This is a genomic window from Kribbella sp. NPDC000426 (assembly GCF_040300265.1).
GTDB lineage: Bacteria > Actinomycetota > Actinomycetes > Propionibacteriales > Kribbellaceae > Kribbella.
Genome location: NZ_JBEPDK010000001.1, coordinates 63,162 through 78,710, shown reverse-complemented (window position 1 = coordinate 78,710; position 15,549 = coordinate 63,162). Strand labels below are relative to the sequence as shown.

Genomic DNA, 15,549 nt, shown 5'->3' with positions numbered 1-15,549 from the left:
TCCAACCTCTCCGCCATCTGCCGGCTGATCGAAGGACGTATTCCCAGGTGTTCGCCTGCTTGAGACGCCCGGCGGCGGTTGTTACCTCCCACCGTCTGACCTGGTCGTCCGGGGCACGATAGTGCTCCCACTGCCCCGGGTAGTCCGGCACAGGCCGCAGGTACGGCGCGATCGCCTCCGGCGCACCGCGCACCTGCCAGAACTCCCATTGCCCCGGCGCGTCCGGCCAGTCGGGTTCGGGAAGCCATTGACCCGCCGGCTGAAAGTACGGCGGAGCCGGCGGCCAGCCAGGCGGCGTGACCCAGATGCACTCGACTCCCAGATGCTGCTCCACCAGCCGCCCCTCCCGATCCCACTCCAGGACCGTCACTCTCGTATCGTCACATAACGGCTCCGTGTCCTGGAGAATCGGGGCTGGCGGCACCTTTCTTGCTACCTGTTGTCCGCCCCGGGCTAATAGGCGCCTGGGTGCCGGTTGGCGGCGAGGGCGACGGCGGCGGCGCCGCGGAGGGCGACTGTGTACGCGGCGGGTGCTGGCTGGACGAAGCAGGACAGTTGCTTCGAGAGCTGGTAAGTGATCGCTGGGACCATGGCGCCGCCGCCGGCCAGGAGTGGTCCTCTTTCGAGCGCGTCGACGACTTGCGGCCCGCAGGCGTCGCCGAGCAGATCAGTCACCATGCCGCGGATTCGTTCGATGAGGTTGTCGATCGTGATCGAGAGCTCCAGGTCGGCGATGCCGACGGGACAGCGGCGTGCCTCGATCATGGTTCCGTTCGACAGCACGGCTAATTCCGTCAGGTGGGCCCCGAGGTCGATGACGAGCAGGGATTCGACCACGTCGGCTTTGGCGCCGATGGCGGCAGCCTTGACGCTGTCGAGCGTGATGATTGTGCGTGGCCGGAGAACCTCGACCGCCGCGAGAGCCGTGTCCCGATCAGCCGCTGAACAGAGCACGGGAACGGTCATGACGACCAGCTCGGGCTCCGGGGCGACAACGCCGTTGTCCAGCAGAAGGCGATCGAGCATCCGGGCTGTGCCGGGAACGTCGGTGATCCTGCCGCGGGACAGGGGGTGACAGGCGCCGGCGGCCGAGATCGTCACCGTCGGGGCGTCGACGACCAGGCCGTGGTCCGGCATCCAGGCGCGAGTGCGCACGCTTCCGAGATCGAGCGCGAGGCCCGTCCGGAGCCGGCTCCACGGCCGGGGGCCCGGACGGATTCCCGCGACTTTGCGCAGTCCGTTCATGACTGCATCTCGACGAAAAGCTGGCATCGCGCGCATTGGCGCGCCTGCGGGTGGGCGGACAACCGCTCGAGGCTGATCATGCTGCCGCACCGACCGCAGCGGCCGTAGCGGCCGGAGTCCATTCGGGCAAGCGCCGCCTCGGTTTCGGCCAGCGCGGTTCGTGCGGCTGTCCTGAGTTTGCGACGGACCTCGCCGTGCGCGGCGAGCTCATGGGAGGAGCCCGTCGTATCGACCTCGACGGGGCTGCGGGCGATGTCTCGGAGTTGTTGACGTCGGAAGTGGCGATCCTCGTGCAGAGCCGTTCGCAGAACGGCGAGTTGTGCGGGATCGAGGCGTTGGTCGAGTACAGGAATCTGATGGATCACGGCTGGAGCTCCTCGGCTAAAGACGAACGCGCGGCTGGGAAGGGATAACCTGTCCAGCTCCGCGGCGGGGTCAGCTGGCGCGTTGCTGACACCCGACGCAGAAGCGCACGTACGGCAGGATTTCGAGGCGCTCGACGGGGATGACGGATTGACAGCCGCGGCAGGTTCCGTAGGAGCCGTCGTTCAGCCGCATCCCCGCAGCGTCGATCTCTTCGAGTACGCGCTCGATCGCGGCTGTCTGCGCTGCCTGCAGGTTTTCGTCCGCCGACTCTTCGATCGCCCTCAGCTGAGCGAGGCGGGAGCTGCGCTCGTGTTCCAGGCGTTGCCGGGCCTCGTGTTTGGCGAGGTGCTGAGCGCGACCCATGTCGGTGGTCATTGAATCGGTTCCTTTCAGACGGTGACGGAAGCCCGGCGTGCACGTGGAGGTCCGCACACGCCGGGGGTCTGTGGTCCGTCATGAGGTCGTGACTTAGTTCTGTCACCACCATCGGCGACGCAGTGCTCGCAGACCATCGGGCCTGACACCCATTTCAGGCGCACAGACACCGGCTTGCACCAGGCGGGAAATGAGTATCAGCCCCGATCGACGCGCTGCGGTGGATCGGGCAGTCTGGAGGGCACGAAGAAGGAGAGATCGTGCCGGCGTTCTGGCGCATCTTCGCGCTGAACGCGGTCGTCCTTGCTGCCGTGACAGCATTCTTGCTGTGCGACCGAGCACTTCTTCCCACTGCGCGATGAGGGGGGCTTATCGTCGGGAGTGGCAACATCGTCCGTAACCTGCGCGCCGTCGACGAGCGCACGCCGGACTCGGAGTACGACTGGGCGCTGCGTTTCGACGACGCCGCGCGCGAGCTGCTCGAGGGGTTCCCCACGGAGGTGGCAGCACTGGATGCCCACCGCGACTTCGCCCGCTCAGTTCCCACATCAGATCGCTTCCTGCCTTTGCTCTACGCCGCGGGGCTGGCCGACGACGAGCCGTTCGATCTGCTCGTCGACGGACACGCGGCCGGCTCGATCTCGATGGCCGCCTACACCCTCGGCCTGGACCGTGATGCGGCCGTCGACTCAGACGCAGGGCCTGCCGCCCCGCTGCCCGACAGCTTCCCGACGATCGAAAGCAACCTCTGAATGTGAGTCAGTTCTTCACCACCGCCGGGGCCAGAAGTGCCGTGGCGCGCTCCATCCATCCCTTGCGTGGCGAGCCGAACCTGAGCACCTCTGCGAGGTAGGCGCCGACCAGTATGCCGAGGACTGTGTCGGGATCGGTCTGCGCTTGTAGGCGTCCGGCCTTGATGTCGATGCTCATCAGGTCGGCCAGCGCGTTCAATCGGATGGCTAGGCGTGACCGTACAGCCGCCGTGAACTCGGGATCGCTATCGGCGATGATCGCGGCGGTAGCGCCCGGCCCGAGCCGGTTCTCGAGAATGTCGCTGATCTGGTCCATGACCCATCGCAACTTCTCGCTGACCTCGAGGTCGGGCGCCAGGGGTGCCGGGTCGATGAGGTGCTCCAGGATCGCATGCATCAATTCGTCCCGGCCGCGGTAGCGGCGGTAGATCGTCGTTCGAGCTACACCTGAGTGCGCTGCCACGGAATCGATGTTCACTGCGGCCGGTCCCTTCGAACGGAGCAGTTCGCGCGCCGCCTCGAAGATGCGCTGGTCGGTCGACTCGAGCCGCGGCCGACCGCGGCCGTTTGTGGTGGGTGGCATGGACCCAGTCTGCCGGGAATAGATGCCCACAGATATTCGCTACAGTAAATGTATCGAAAATGTGATGAGGAAGACAATTTCTCAGGAGGATCGAGATGGAGAAGATCGTTGTCGGCGTCGACGGCAGCAAGGGTGCTCGAGAAGCACTTCGATGGGCTGTTGACGAGGCGAAAGTGCGTGGCGCCGGCCTCGTCGTCGTTCACGCATGGCAGCAGCCCGCGGCGGCGCTGATGTCCCCGTATGCTCCACTGCTGACCGATCCTGTGACTCTCGCCGAGATAGCGCGCAAAACACTTGCTGACAGCATCGCCACAGTGGATCTCACTGGCCTTGCCGGTGAGCCCGAACTACGGACCGTCCAAGGCCCCGCGGCGCCTGCCCTGCTCGGAGCCGCCCACGACGCGACCTTGCTGGTCGTCGGCTCGCGCGGACGCGGCGGATTTGCCGGTCTGCTGCTCGGGTCGGTGAGCCAGCAAGTCGCCCATGAGTCCGCCGTCCCGGTGGTCGTCATCCCGCCGGCCGCGAAGGCGACAGACCGTCCACTGGTAGTCAACCGGACGGCTGACCGATGATCGTCCACGGCGCGCATCGAGGTTAGCCGAAGAGCGGGAGGATCACCGGCAAACTGCACGGGCACTGCCGGGCCATGGATGACTAGAACTGGGTGCCCGCCGATCAGCCTCCGGTTGCACCGCCACTGTGCTCGATGGTTTGCCTGCCTGAAGAGCCTGCGTTGCCAGCTGCCGTGCCGACCGGCGAGCATGCGGTCCCGGTGCGGCACTGATGTCGAAGAAGACCTCGCGGCGGGCGTGCTGGTCGGCCGGGAGGTCGTCACGGGTGAGCGAGACATTGCCGAGGCCTTGAGTTGCTCCAGGCGGAACGCGTGTTCAGCATGAAGAGAGGTGCGAAGCCGGGTCCTCGGGACCCGGCTCGAACATGTCGACGGTGGCGAACCTGTTGGTCAACGCATCATTGGTCAGGTCAGGCGTTCCTGACAACTGACGCAGTAGCGAGCGTAGGGCAGGACCTCCAGCCGTTCGATCGCAATGCCCGCTCGGCAGGCTTGGCACGTTCCGTAGGCCCCGTTGGCGAGACGACGTTCGGCGGCGGTGATCTCGCTCAGAGCGTAGTGGATGGCAACCTTCCGGGCGGTCGTCAGGTCCTTGTCCACGAGTGGGGCAGTATCTTCGACAGCGCGCAGCTGGGCGCGGCGAGAGTTGCGGGCGCGTTGCAGTCGTTGGCGTACCTCGTGCGCCGACATGTTGGGGGAACGGGCGACGGTGGTCATTTGGGCGTTCGTCCTTTCACGAAAGCTGAAAACGAAATCGACGCCGCTGCCGCCAACGGAAGCACTGTCGTGTTCTGCTGGCCCAGTTGCGCCTTACCTTCAACCATGCCCGGTCCTGATCGGCGCGACCATCGGGACCAGCACCCATCTTTCCGAGACGCTGAAACCGCGGCGGTCCTTCTGATGCGGACGGCGTCACGGCCGCCGATCTCTCTGACGGGCCCGACGTGGTGGCCGTCACTGTTGCTATAGGCAACGGTGACCGTGTCCATCCCGGTTGCCGAAGGCTACTCCTCTGGAGATCGCAGCAATCTTGTTCATCAGCCTCAGGATGGTGGACGCACCGGTCGGCTACCTGAGTTCGCCCCACACCGTCACACCGGAGTGGGATGCTGGGCGACGATCGTGAGCGGGCTGTGGACGCGGCCTGGGAGCCGGTCGCTGAGCCTGGCCGCGGGGAAGGAGCAGCGGGACCGATGCGAACCGACGACGGTCAACGCTGCGCCCGCCGACTCTGCGGTCAGCACGACAGCAGCCTTGCCGAGCAGGACTTTCGGTTCCACGGTTACGGTGGGAAATCTGCGTTGCGGGTTCCTCAGGACCGCACGCAACAATCGGAGCTCGGCTCGTAGGATGGCTCTGTCCTCATCGCTGAGATCGGTATGGCCGTTCGGCCGGATGGCACAGCCGCGGACAGCGGTCAGCCCGATGCCACGCCGCTCTGCGGCCCGGAAGGCATACCGCACTGCTCGATCTATCCGGTCCGGATCGCGGCTCTGCTCGTAGATCGCCTGATCTCCCACACCAACGACGACTCGGGCGACCGAGGGGCCGGCTGGCACTGTTGAGAACGGGCGTACGACGGTCACTGGACATATAGCCAACCGTGCGAGCTCGCCGGCAAGCGGGCGACCCGGCAACCACTTCCGACGGTCTGCGGCGCCAAGAACGAGCTGGTGAGCGTACTTGCTGACGTGCCGCAGGACGTCGACTGCCGTACCCGGCACGGTGGCCGCGGTGATCCGGACTTCAGGAGCTACGACGCGGGCCCGCCTCTCGGCGTCACGAAGAATGTCGTCGGCTGTTGCTCGGTAGAACCGGCAATCGGGCGCGGGCGCCAGGCCGAACGGATCGAACGCGGCCGGGAACGTCCAAGCATGGATGAGCCGAAGCGGCCGATCACAGCTGGCGGCCTCAGCCGCCGCCCATTCGATTGCGTCCGCTGCGCGGTCGAGCTCGTCGACCCCGACCACGATCGGTGCGCGCCGGGCGGCCCACGGCGGAGCCTCCGACCGGGTTGCCGCGTCCGCCCGATGACCGACGTCGTCTGGGCGGGACCGATAGTAGGACGTCACTTGCCGGCCAATCGGTGTCCGGCAATCAGAACAACAGCTGCGACTCGGAGCTGCAGCCGGATCTGGTCCAGTCTCACTCGCTCATGATCACTCAACACGTCGTACCTCCTGCTGCCCCGCATGTCGGGCGTGCATGACGCGCCCGAGGCTCATTTATATCGTAACGCGATATTCCTGGACCGGTTCACGGCTCCACCAGTCCCGCGCGGATCGCATAGCGAGCCAGTTCGAGCCGGTCGCGCAGTCCGAGCTTCTGAAGCATGTTCGCGCGGTGGCGCTCCACGGTCTTGATGCTGATGAACAGCAGCTGGGCGATCTCCTTGGACGAGTGGCCTTCGGCAACTAGCTTGAGCACTTCCTCCTCCCGGGCGGTCAAAACCTGTTCGGGAAGGTCCTGCCCCCGGCGGGCACGGTCGAGGTAACTGCGAATCAGTGCGTTGACCGCGCCCGGGTACAAGAACGGCTCACCCCGCATTGCAGCCCGGCACGCCTCCACCAAGTCACGGTCAGCGACCGACTTCAGGACGTATCCGGCGGCTCCGGCCTTCAGAGCCTGGAAGAAGTACTGCTCGTTGTCGTACATCGTCAGCATCAGGATGCGTAGGTCCGGCTGGGTTGCGGACAGTTCGCGAGCTGCCTGCAGTCCGGTCATCTGCGGCATGGCGATGTCGAGAATCGCGAGGTCGACGGGGGTTCGGCGGGCCACCTCGATGGCTTCTCTGCCGTCTCCCGCCTCGGCCACCACCTGCAGGTCCGGCTCACTGTCAAGGATCAGCCGTACGCCGCGGCGCACGAGGGCGTGGTCGTCGGCGAGGAGGATCCGTGTGACGGCGTTCTCGGTCTGGTACACGCTCATGCCTCCTCTCGGGTGATCGGCACCGACAGCGTGACCGCGGTACCGCGACCGGGCGCGGAACTCACGTCGAGAGACGCTCCGATCAAGAGCGCCCGTTCGCGCATTCCGCGGATTCCGGCGCCCTCGTGCGCCAGGCCGAGGCCGCGGCCGTCATCCTCGACCTTCAGACTGACCGTCTCAGGACGGTGATCCAGGTTGAGATCGACGATTGTCGCGTCGGCGTGACGGGCGACATTGGTCAGGGCTTCTTGAGCCACTCGATACAAAACGAGCTCCACTTGCTCGTCGAGCTTGGGCAGCTGCGGTGTGAAGCGGGGACGTACGGACAGCCCTGTGTGAGTGGACAACTCGGTCGCCAAGGCGATCAGGGCGCTGACCAGACCGAGGTCCTCCAGTACGCCGGGGCGCAAGCGCCGAGCCAGCCGACGTACCTCGTCCAAACTCGCACGAGTGGTCTCCTGCGCCTGCAGCAGATCGTCCCGCAGGGCAGGGTCGTCGACGCGGTCGGCGGCGCGTTTGAGCTCGAGCAGCACAGCTGTCAGAGACTGACCGACCTCATCGTGCAGTTCTTGGGAGATCCGACGCCGTTCAGCCTCTTGGGCAGAAAGTGCGCGGGAGCTACTCGCGGCGCGTTCGGCCTCCAGCCTGGCGAGCATGTCGTTGAAGGACTGGATCAGTTGAGCGATGCCGCCTCGGCCGGGGATCGGCAACCGCTGGCCGGGACGCAGGAGATCGACGGTTGCCATCTGCCGGCTCAGCCGATCCAGCGGGGCGAGCCCGACCTGCAGCAGAACGGCGTTCGCCACCAGCATCACGACCAAGCCGGCGATAAGCACCACGGCTTCGGTGAACACGATAGGCACCGACACCCGTACCGGCGCCAACAGCAGCAGCGCGGTCGCCGCGCAGAGCACCAGCGCGTTGAGCGCGAAAATGCGCCGGAACAGCGGCACCGCATGCCCTCTCCGGACGTCCGCAGCTCCGTCAGCCGTCATTCCGTTTCCCATGCTTCTAGCCTGCCTGCTCGATGCCGACTAGTCGATCGGGGCTGGCACTCATACCGTCCCTGGCGCCTGCAGACCGGGTTCCGACCCTGCACCCGATCAACAAGATGTCGACCCGCGTTGCCAACCGTGGAAGGTAGTCACGATCAGTGCCTGCATGCCGGCGGCCCGGCTCGCGTGCCAGGTCAGTGCCCGTCCGAAGGCACTAGAGCTAAGCGAAGGCACCGACCCCGCCACAGAATCCGCCTCGTTGCCGAGAGCAACCGGTGGGGCATCTGGCAATGGTCACATTCGAGTCCTGCCGAAAGATGGGTGTCAGCACCGATACTGGCGAGCGGATGGAGCCTGGACACTGGACGTGCAGTGGACGACACGAACGACACGGAAGGAGCACGCGAGCATGACCTTGACCATCACCTTTCCCGCCTTGATCGGCTCGCGGGCGGTTATCGGACCGGCGGAGTGGAGCCCGGGGCTCTGGCTGAGCCTTGCTTTGCTCGGACTGGCCTTGGCGATCAGCGCGTTCGTACGCGTCGTACCGAGGCATCAACGGATCGTGATTTCGCGGTTGGGCAGCATCTCCCGCGTTCGCGGACCCGGACTGGTTCCCGTGTTGCCGGGCGTGGAAAGCGCTACCAAGGTGTCCTTGCGAACTGTCCAGCTGCCGCTAACGGTCTCCGCTCGAACGCGGGACGGTATTCCTGTTCATCTAGTTGCCGCCGTCGCGTTCCGAATCACCGCACCGGACCGCGCCGCCTCCTCGGCCGATCCGGTGGCGGACACTATGTCATCGATCGAGCACGCGCTCGTCAGCCAGATCGGCCGAACCGACCTGCTTGCGCTGCTACTTGTTCGGGAACGCTGGGAGGAGCGGCTGCCGGGCGAGATCACAGGCGTCGCGAAACGGTGGGGGACCGAGGTGACAGAGGTGACCGTGAGAGACATCGAAACTCAGGTGTCCGCGGACATGCTGCGGGCAGCCGGCCAGCGGCCCGTCGATCGCGTCGCCTAGTCGCGAGTGCTGAAAGGGCCTGGCTCACCAATTGGCCGGCGGGTCGCTGGCCGGAAACGAGTCGAAGCCCCAGAGATCGACGATGTCCGCTGTCGCAGACGCTTGCTCCACCGGTACGGGGCCCTGTGAGGGCGCTGATGTGTCGGCGTCGATGTCTCGTGCGGGTACCTGCGGCGGTACTGAGTTGCCCATCTCAGTTGCATACTCGCACTTCAACCACGGGGCCTGCCATAGCCAGCGCTTCTCGGCTGTGGCTTGATCTGAAGTTGCGTCGGGTCTCCGCAACGACTCTTACTGTGACAGCCCTGCCGGACGACGCCGTCGAACCAGACCCAGCCTTCGTGCCGACCGCACTGGCCGGACCACGCCGTCCCTGGCAAAGCCTCGAGAAATATCGTACTACGATAGATTATCGATTTCCATGATCGCCGTGAGGATGCCGGCCCGGCGTAGGGGCCGAAGATGGGTGCTGGTCCCGATGTGAAACGTCGCAGACGTCGGCAATGGTTGATATATGACGACAAACCGAATGACATCTCCGATGTCCGACCGACTCGGACTCCCGGGCTCCCATCGTCGCAACGAGGTACTGCAGCGCCTGCAGCATGAACGAAACGGCAGGCTTACGCAGTTGCAGGCGATGGAGGCGGTCGAGCCGAATGACAACAAGGAACTGATGGCCGCACAGGCTGCAGCGGTCCGCGTCGTACTGTCCGAGATCGAGGCCGCCGAGGAACGGGTCGAGGACGGCACCTACGGCGACTGTCAGGCATGCGATGTCAGGATCCCGCTCGACCGGTTGGAGATTCTGCCGTACGTCCGATACTGCGTGCGCTGCCAGCAGCGGCATCTCTGAGGAGTCCGTCGGTTGGGTCGGTCAGCGCCGGGAGGGGGCGCTCGATGTCATCGAATGAAGGAGTCTGGACGTGAGGTCTCGTGCTAGCAGATCAGGATTCCGGGGCACTCCAGTCGGGCAGGGACAAGACAGCTTCCATGCGGCGAAGCTCGTCACGGTGCAACGCGCCGAGTCGCCCGAGGATTTCGTCTCCCACCGGCGTCAGCGAAACGCGCACCACACGGGCATCGTCCGGATCGCGAGTTCGGACGATCAATTCTTGCGCCTGGGCGCGGTCGATCAGCTCGACGACGCTGTGGTGACGGAGCTGGAGGCGTTCGGCCAGTTCACGGACGCTTGCCCACTCACGTCCGGGGAATCCCTTCACAGCCAACATCAGCTGGTATTGCTGCGGGGCCAGACCGTCTCGACGTACGGCCTCCTCGCTGAACCGAAGGTAGCGGCGGATGCCGAACCGGAAGCGTGCAAGCGCCTCGAAATCCTGCTTCGTCAGCGGCTTGGTCGACTCCTTTTTGGCCGTCACGTGACGCTCCCTCCTGGTATCGCCCGATCCCAAAAGTATCTCGGGCTATGACCTAACCACCCCTGAGCGGCGCGCCCGGCCGCGGCCGGCAGCACTGCTGGGCAGGAGTGACTTCCAGGGAATAGATCTCGCTCAATTTACGCTACATATTATGTAGCGATTATCTGATCGACCAACGTGGACGGAGGAAAGGGAATGACAGCGGCTGGTGGCAGCGACGTAGTCCTGCTCATGGTGGCAGGGGTTGCGGTGGTCATCATCACACTTCGGGTCATGGCCCGGGCTTACCGGCTCAAGCAGCAGGAGCTCAAGCAGCAAGCAGCGCCCAAGGTGACCGTTCTGAAGGACTGGCAGTCCGCCAGGAGCCGGCGTGGACGCAGTGTTGCCGACGAAGGAGTGTGAATGATGGTGGGAGACGAAACTCGTGTCGTCACGATCGCCGGGCCGCGAGAGCTTCGCGAGTCCGGCGAGACTCTCGCGGACCCTGCGCCTGGTCGTGTGCTCGTCGACGTCACGTATGCCGGCATCTGCGGCACCGATGTGCACGGATACACCGATGGGTACCTGCTCCCGCGGGCTGTGTTCGGCCATGAGTGGACCGGCGCGTTGAGTGCGGTCGGGCCGGGCGTGACCGATCTGAAGGTGGGACAGCGGGTTGTCGGTGGAGTCGGGCCGGCTTGTGGCCGGTGCGCTCCATGCATCGCGGGCCATGCTCGGCAGTGCGACAAAGTGTTCGCCGAGGCAAACGGGCTCGATGACGAGGCGCCTGACCATGGTGCCTTTGCGGGACGGATCGACGTCTCGGCGCGCCGGGCTATCGCCGTACCAGACGAGCTTTCGGACGTCGAGGCGGCTCTCGTCGAGCCGGCAGCCGTGACCTTTCACGCGGTGCGCAGGGTCACTGCGGAACTGGGTGCCATCGTTGTTGTTCAAGGCGCCGGCCCGATAGGCCTACTGACCGCGCAGCACGCGCGCAACGCCGGTGCCGGTCGGATCATCGTCTCGGAACCGTCGACCGCACGCCGTGATGTCGCCACGATGCTTGGCTTTGCCGATGTCGTCGTACCGGAATCGCTCAGGTCCGTTCTCCATGCGGTGTCGGATGGCCGCGGTGCTGACGTGGTCTACGAATGCACAGGTGTGGCCTCACTTCTTCAGCCGTCTGCGCAGCTCGTGCGTCGAGGCGGAACCTTGGCACTCCTTGGTTATCCACTGCACGACTCCACGGTGAGCTACGCGGATTGGCAGCGTCGAGAGCTGACGGTGGTCGGCTCACTGGCATACAACCACGAGGACTTTCTCGGCGTGATGAGCCTCATTCGTGAGCGCCGGTTGGACGTTGAGGTCCTTCACACCGGAACGGTTGGCCTCTCCTGGCTTCGCGACACCTTGGAGGAGCTGGACGCCGGCACCAGCCGACACGCGAAGGTTCTCGTCAGCCCGCTCGGGTGATCCTCGTCGATCTCGGGACTAGCCACCACTCACCTCATGGAGGAGGCACAGATGCTCAAGATCGTTCACGCGTGGCAGCAATCGGGATGGCTGACATGACTTTTCCTGGTGACGTCCTGGAGAAACCGCACCCGGTCGCCGATCAGGCGACTGCCCACGGCGATTCGCCGATAGCTGCCGAAGAGCTGGGCCGGCTGAAACGAAGGCTGCGAGAGCACCATCGCTTCCGCCAGAAACAGTTGCGTGACTTCCTGGACGGTCGCGTGCGGCAACGTCGTACTGTGGCGCAGATCGAGGTGCAGGCTGAGCTGACCACCGCTGCAGTACGGGTCCTCGCCGAGATCGAGATCGCATTGATCCGGATGGACACCGGCCAGTACGGCGATTGCCTGAGGTGTGGAGGCGCCATCGCCCTGCCGCGCCTGCGAATCCTCCCACATACCCGCTACTGCGCCCGATGTCCTGTGGGTGCGGTGGGCGCGGTTTGAGGTCACAGACCCGCTGAGCCGGGGTCGAAAGGACAGCACCAGGAGCGGCTCCGCAAATGAGTGTCAGCCCCGATCGACTTGCGGTGGGGCAGGAGACAGCCTGGAGGGCATGAAACGTCGAGCAACCGCTGACGGGGCATCTGCCACAGGAAACAGCAGATCTCGGCGTCGGCTGTGAGGTTGCCGATACCCGGCAACGATTGAGTCCGGCGTTCGCCGATGGGGCCCGTGTTCAGCCCGTCGGCGACACGTCATCGTGGAATTTGCGGACACGGAGGTGCGGGTGTCGCAGCTCCGTGTCCGTGTCGATGAGGAGGTTTCGATGACTGACCTGCATCAGGTGGCGTCGGCCGACACACAACGTGCCCCGCACACCGTCGATGTGGAGTGGTACCGCGAGGAGCTGAAGCAGCAGCGGAAGTTTCGTCTCGACCAGCTGACTCACCTCGCCTACGAGGGACTGGCGGCTTTCGACGATGCTCGGAGTGAGGTCACGACGACGCTGATGAGAGCAGCCAGAACCGCGCTGGCGGACATCGATGCCGCGCTGTTCCGGCTTGTGATCGGTCGCTTCGGGGAGTGTCAACGCTGCGGTCGCGCCATCTCCGAGGACCGCTTGCGCGCGGTCCCGATGGCCAGTCTGTGCCTGCGTTGCCAACTCGCCAAAGGCGCGGCTAATCCGCACTTGCAGACCTGGCGCACCGGGACCATTCCACCACCGACACCGGCTCCGACGCTGCCGCCGCGACCGCCGCGAGACATCGTCGAGGTGTGGGGCGAGGATTCGTTCCCGGCCAGCGACCCGCCGGCGAACTGGTGAGTCGGCCCGTGGGGACTACGCAGGCCGGTGACGGCGATCCGATCCACGAGCCGTTGGCGCAGGTCGGCGCCCACCAGGACCGATCCTGGTCGCTGACGGCCAGGGTCGGCCCCGGGGAGACGACGGCACCTCGCCGTCCGCTGGGCCGTGCGGTGGTTAGGATCCTCACCACTACCGATCACAAGGTGATCGGGCACCTCTACCTGATCACGTCGTTCGCGTTCTTCCTGATCGGCGGCTCGATGGCGCTGATCATCCGCGCGGAATTGGCCAAGCCGGGTCTGCAGATCGTGAACGAGGAGGTCTACAACCAGCTCTTCACCATGCACGGCACGATCATGCTGCTGCTGTTCGCGACGCCGCTGTTCGTTGGGTTCGCCAACGTGATCATGCCGGTGCAGATCGGCGCTCCGGACGTGGCGTTCCCGCGGCTGAACATGTTCAGCTACTGGCTGTTCCTGTTCGGCGGTCTGATCGCATTCAGCGGCTTCTTCACCCCGGGAGGTGCAGCGAGCTTCGGGTGGACCGGCTATGCGCCGCTGTCCAACGCGGTCCGCTCGCCCGGCGTCGGCGGCGACCTGTGGATCATGGGTCTGTGGATGGCCGGTCTGGGCACCATCCTCGGTGCGGTCAACTTCGTGACGACGGTCATCACCCTACGTGCACCCGGCATGACGATGTTCCGAATGCCGGTCTTCACCTGGAACACCCTCATTACGTCCATCATGGTTCTGGTGGCGTTCCCGATCCTGGCCGGCGCACTGCTGATGCTGGAGGCCGATCGACTATTCGGGGCCCATGTGTTCGATGCGTCGAACGGCGGACCGATGCTGTGGCAGCACCTGTTCTGGTTCTTCGGGCATCCAGAGGTGTACATCATCGCCTTGCCGTTCTTCGGCATCATTACCGAGATCCTGCCGGTCTTCAGCCGCAAGTCCGTGTTCGGCTACCTCGGTCTGGTCGGTGCCACGCTGGCGATCGCTGCGCTGTCGATGGCGGTCTGGGCGCACCACATGTTCGCCACCGGCGCGGTCAGTCTGCCGTTCTTCTCGTTCATGTCGTTCCTGATCGCGGTGCCTACCGGGGTGAAATTCTTCAACTGGATAGGCACGATGTGGGGCGGATCGGTGTCGTTCGAGACCCCAATGCTGTGGTCGCTCGGGTTCATGACGACGTTCTTGTTCGGCGGTCTGACCGGCGTCATCCTCGCCTCGCCGACGTTGGACTTCCAGGTCACCGATACATACTTCGTGGTGGCGCACTTCCACTACGTCGTCTTCGGCACCGTGGTGTTCGCGATGTTCGCCGGGTTCTACTACTGGTGGCCGAAGTTCACCGGCCGGATGCTCAACGAGCGGCTGGGCAAGCTGCACTTCTGGCTGCTGTTCATCGGCTTCCACACGACGTTCCTGGTGCAGCACTGGCTGGGTGTCGAGGGGATGCCGCGGCGCTACGCCGATTACAGCCCGACCGAGGGATTCACCACCCTGAACCAGGTCTCCAGCATCGGGGCATTCATCCTCGGGGCCTCGACCCTGCCGTTCCTCTACAACGTGTACAAATCGCGGAGGTCGCCGAAGGTCGGTGTCGACGACCCGTGGGGCTGGGGCCGCTCGCTCGAGTGGGCAACCAGCTGCCCACCACCGCGGCACAACTTCGAGAAGCTGCCCCGGGTCCGTTCGGAGAGCCCCGCGTTCGACAAGCATCACCCCGAGATCTCGCTCGCGGCGTACCCGGACAACCGGGCCGGCAACAACAACCTGCTCGACGCAGGCGATGACGAGGATCGGGTCGAGCATCTCGAGGAGACCGTAGACACCGAGACGGAAGGAGAAGACGCGCCCTAATCCGGAAGGCGCTCGGGCTCGATGCGTACGCAGCAGTGGCCTGGTCCCGGCTCGAGCCGGGCGTGTAGTTGCGCGGCGTCGAGCCCCGCGAGAAGTCCGTCGATCAGGCGCAGGTTCATCTCACAGACCAGGTCGGTGTGGTCTTGCGCGAGCGTGTGGAAGGGACAGTTGCCGAGCACGATCGCATGGCCGGATACGCGGGGCTCGAAGCCTTGTGCTTCGAGGATGCGCAGTACGGCATCGAAGCCGGCACTTGTATCGTCGGCATCCGCGGCGAGGTCGTTGCCGAGTTGCCGGGCTCGCCGCTCGAGAGCAGTTCGCGGCGGTTCCCCGGTGGTCTCAGCGTCCTCGATCGCCGCTGCCAGCAGGTCCCCAGCGAGGTCGTAGCGATGTTCGGGCAGCGACACCTCGACCTGCCGCTCCGATCGCCGGTACAGCTTCGACGGGCGGCCGGAGCCGGGGCCTGATCGGCCGTTACGGCGCTCGTACTCCACGTCGAGCAGGCCCTCAGCGGCGAGCCGGTCGAGGTGGAAGGCGGCGGTGGCGCGCGGCAGACCGAGCGCAGTAGCTGCTTCGTCCCGGGTCACCGCGGTCGACTGGCGTGCGACGTGTTCGTACAGGCGTCGCCGCGTTGGTTCGTCCAACGTGGCGACTGCTGAGATCTGCGCTTCCTTGGCGTCGTCCACGCACACGATTCTAAAGCCAACGCCCATTGACGAAAAGCCCG

20 protein-coding genes are annotated in these 15,549 nt (G+C 65.3%); 9 read left to right on the top strand and 11 right to left on the bottom strand.

The features are described 5' to 3' along the window. Positions 1 to 453: 453 nt before the first annotated feature. The 3 genes from ABT313_RS00420 to ABT313_RS00410 form a co-directional block, all read right to left on the bottom strand. The gene (locus ABT313_RS00420) at positions 454 to 1,245 is read right to left on the bottom strand and encodes a rod shape-determining protein (protein ID WP_350847046.1); all 792 of its coding nucleotides are present in this window, start codon (positions 1,243 to 1,245) and stop codon (positions 454 to 456) included. Beyond that, complete coding sequence (locus ABT313_RS00415) at positions 1,242 to 1,610, bottom strand: TraR/DksA family transcriptional regulator (RefSeq protein ID WP_350847042.1); 369 nt, start codon at positions 1,608 to 1,610, stop codon at positions 1,242 to 1,244. The genes ABT313_RS00420 and ABT313_RS00415 overlap by 4 nt, the downstream gene beginning before the upstream one ends. Positions 1,611 to 1,680: 70 nt before the next feature. Next, on the bottom strand, positions 1,681 to 1,986 hold the full coding sequence (locus tag ABT313_RS00410) for a TraR/DksA family transcriptional regulator (protein WP_350847039.1): 306 nt from the start codon (positions 1,984 to 1,986) through the stop codon (positions 1,681 to 1,683). A 500-nt stretch (positions 1,987 to 2,486) separates the two neighbouring features. Between ABT313_RS00410 and ABT313_RS00405 the strand changes: the two genes are divergently transcribed. After that, positions 2,487 to 2,738 (top strand): hypothetical protein, encoded by a 252-nt coding sequence (locus ABT313_RS00405; RefSeq protein WP_350847036.1) that lies wholly within the window; start codon positions 2,487 to 2,489, stop codon positions 2,736 to 2,738. Positions 2,739 to 2,745: 7 nt separating this feature from the next. On the opposite strand, the gene ABT313_RS00400 is transcribed toward ABT313_RS00405, so the two are convergent. Then, on the bottom strand, positions 2,746 to 3,321 hold the full coding sequence (locus tag ABT313_RS00400) for a TetR/AcrR family transcriptional regulator (RefSeq protein ID WP_350847033.1): 576 nt from the start codon (positions 3,319 to 3,321) through the stop codon (positions 2,746 to 2,748). A gap of 95 nt (positions 3,322 to 3,416) precedes the next feature. Here ABT313_RS00400 and ABT313_RS00395 point away from each other — a divergent pair, with 95 nt between their 5' ends. After that, on the top strand, positions 3,417 to 3,893 hold the full coding sequence (locus ABT313_RS00395; RefSeq protein WP_350847030.1) for a universal stress protein: 477 nt from the start codon (positions 3,417 to 3,419) through the stop codon (positions 3,891 to 3,893). A 404-nt stretch (positions 3,894 to 4,297) separates the two neighbouring features. Here ABT313_RS00395 and ABT313_RS00390 read toward each other — a convergent pair whose 3' ends face one another. The 4 genes from ABT313_RS00390 to ABT313_RS00375 form a co-directional block, all read right to left on the bottom strand. Then, entirely contained in the window at positions 4,298 to 4,609 is a 312-nt protein-coding gene (locus tag ABT313_RS00390) for a TraR/DksA family transcriptional regulator (RefSeq protein ID WP_350847027.1), read from the bottom strand. A 374-nt stretch (positions 4,610 to 4,983) separates the two neighbouring features. Continuing rightward, positions 4,984 to 5,964: a universal stress protein gene (locus tag ABT313_RS00385; RefSeq protein WP_350847024.1), complete on the bottom strand. Its 981-nt coding sequence runs from the start codon at positions 5,962 to 5,964 to the stop codon at positions 4,984 to 4,986. A gap of 184 nt (positions 5,965 to 6,148) precedes the next feature. Next, positions 6,149 to 6,820, bottom strand: coding sequence for a response regulator (locus ABT313_RS00380; protein WP_350847022.1), 672 nt, complete (start codon positions 6,818 to 6,820; stop codon positions 6,149 to 6,151). Then, positions 6,817 to 7,815 carry a HAMP domain-containing sensor histidine kinase gene (locus tag ABT313_RS00375; RefSeq protein ID WP_350847019.1) on the bottom strand — a complete coding sequence of 333 codons (999 nt, stop codon included), beginning with the start codon at positions 7,813 to 7,815 and terminating at the stop codon, positions 6,817 to 6,819. The genes ABT313_RS00380 and ABT313_RS00375 overlap by 4 nt, the downstream gene beginning before the upstream one ends. Before the next feature lie 409 nt (positions 7,816 to 8,224). Between ABT313_RS00375 and ABT313_RS00370 the strand changes: the two genes are divergently transcribed. Both ABT313_RS00370 and ABT313_RS00365 read left to right on the top strand, forming a co-directional pair. Beyond that, on the top strand, positions 8,225 to 8,836 hold the full coding sequence (locus ABT313_RS00370; protein ID WP_350847016.1) for an SPFH domain-containing protein: 612 nt from the start codon (positions 8,225 to 8,227) through the stop codon (positions 8,834 to 8,836). Between the two features lie 541 nt (positions 8,837 to 9,377). Further along, the gene (locus tag ABT313_RS00365) at positions 9,378 to 9,692 is read left to right on the top strand and encodes a TraR/DksA family transcriptional regulator (protein ID WP_350847013.1); all 315 of its coding nucleotides are present in this window, start codon (positions 9,378 to 9,380) and stop codon (positions 9,690 to 9,692) included. Between the two features lie 91 nt (positions 9,693 to 9,783). Here the strand turns inward: ABT313_RS00365 and ABT313_RS00360 are convergent, their stop codons facing one another. Further along, entirely contained in the window at positions 9,784 to 10,215 is a 432-nt protein-coding gene (locus ABT313_RS00360; RefSeq protein WP_350847010.1) for a MarR family winged helix-turn-helix transcriptional regulator, read from the bottom strand. A 273-nt stretch (positions 10,216 to 10,488) separates the two neighbouring features. On the opposite strand from ABT313_RS00360, the gene ABT313_RS00355 reads away from it, so the two are divergent. Next, positions 10,489 to 10,617: a hypothetical protein gene (locus ABT313_RS00355; protein WP_350847008.1), complete on the top strand. Its 129-nt coding sequence runs from the start codon at positions 10,489 to 10,491 to the stop codon at positions 10,615 to 10,617. Further along, a complete protein-coding gene (locus ABT313_RS00350; protein WP_350847005.1) occupies positions 10,618 to 11,667 on the top strand; it encodes a zinc-dependent alcohol dehydrogenase in 1,050 nt (349 codons plus the stop codon). Positions 11,668 to 11,732: 65 nt separating this feature from the next. On the opposite strand, the gene ABT313_RS00345 is transcribed toward ABT313_RS00350, so the two are convergent. After that, positions 11,733 to 12,107, bottom strand: coding sequence for a hypothetical protein (locus ABT313_RS00345; RefSeq protein WP_350849877.1), 375 nt, complete (start codon positions 12,105 to 12,107; stop codon positions 11,733 to 11,735). Here ABT313_RS00345 and ABT313_RS00340 point away from each other — a divergent pair. The 3 genes from ABT313_RS00340 to ctaD all read left to right on the top strand — a co-directional run bounded on the left by ABT313_RS00340 (position 12,075) and on the right by ctaD (position 14,822). Further along, positions 12,075 to 12,155: a hypothetical protein gene (locus ABT313_RS00340; RefSeq protein ID WP_350849816.1), complete on the top strand. Its 81-nt coding sequence runs from the start codon at positions 12,075 to 12,077 to the stop codon at positions 12,153 to 12,155. The two genes, ABT313_RS00345 and ABT313_RS00340, sit on opposite strands and share 33 nt — an antisense overlap. Positions 12,156 to 12,477: 322 nt before the next feature. Beyond that, the gene (locus ABT313_RS00335) at positions 12,478 to 12,975 is read left to right on the top strand and encodes a TraR/DksA family transcriptional regulator (RefSeq protein ID WP_350847002.1); all 498 of its coding nucleotides are present in this window, start codon (positions 12,478 to 12,480) and stop codon (positions 12,973 to 12,975) included. Between the two features lie 140 nt (positions 12,976 to 13,115). Beyond that, entirely contained in the window at positions 13,116 to 14,822 is a 1,707-nt protein-coding gene (gene ctaD, locus ABT313_RS00330; protein ID WP_350849814.1) for an aa3-type cytochrome oxidase subunit I, read from the top strand. On the opposite strand, the gene ABT313_RS00325 is transcribed toward ctaD, so the two are convergent. Continuing rightward, entirely contained in the window at positions 14,819 to 15,508 is a 690-nt protein-coding gene (locus ABT313_RS00325; RefSeq protein WP_350846999.1) for a helix-turn-helix transcriptional regulator, read from the bottom strand. The genes ctaD and ABT313_RS00325 overlap by 4 nt on opposite strands. Positions 15,509 to 15,549 lie beyond the last annotated feature (41 nt).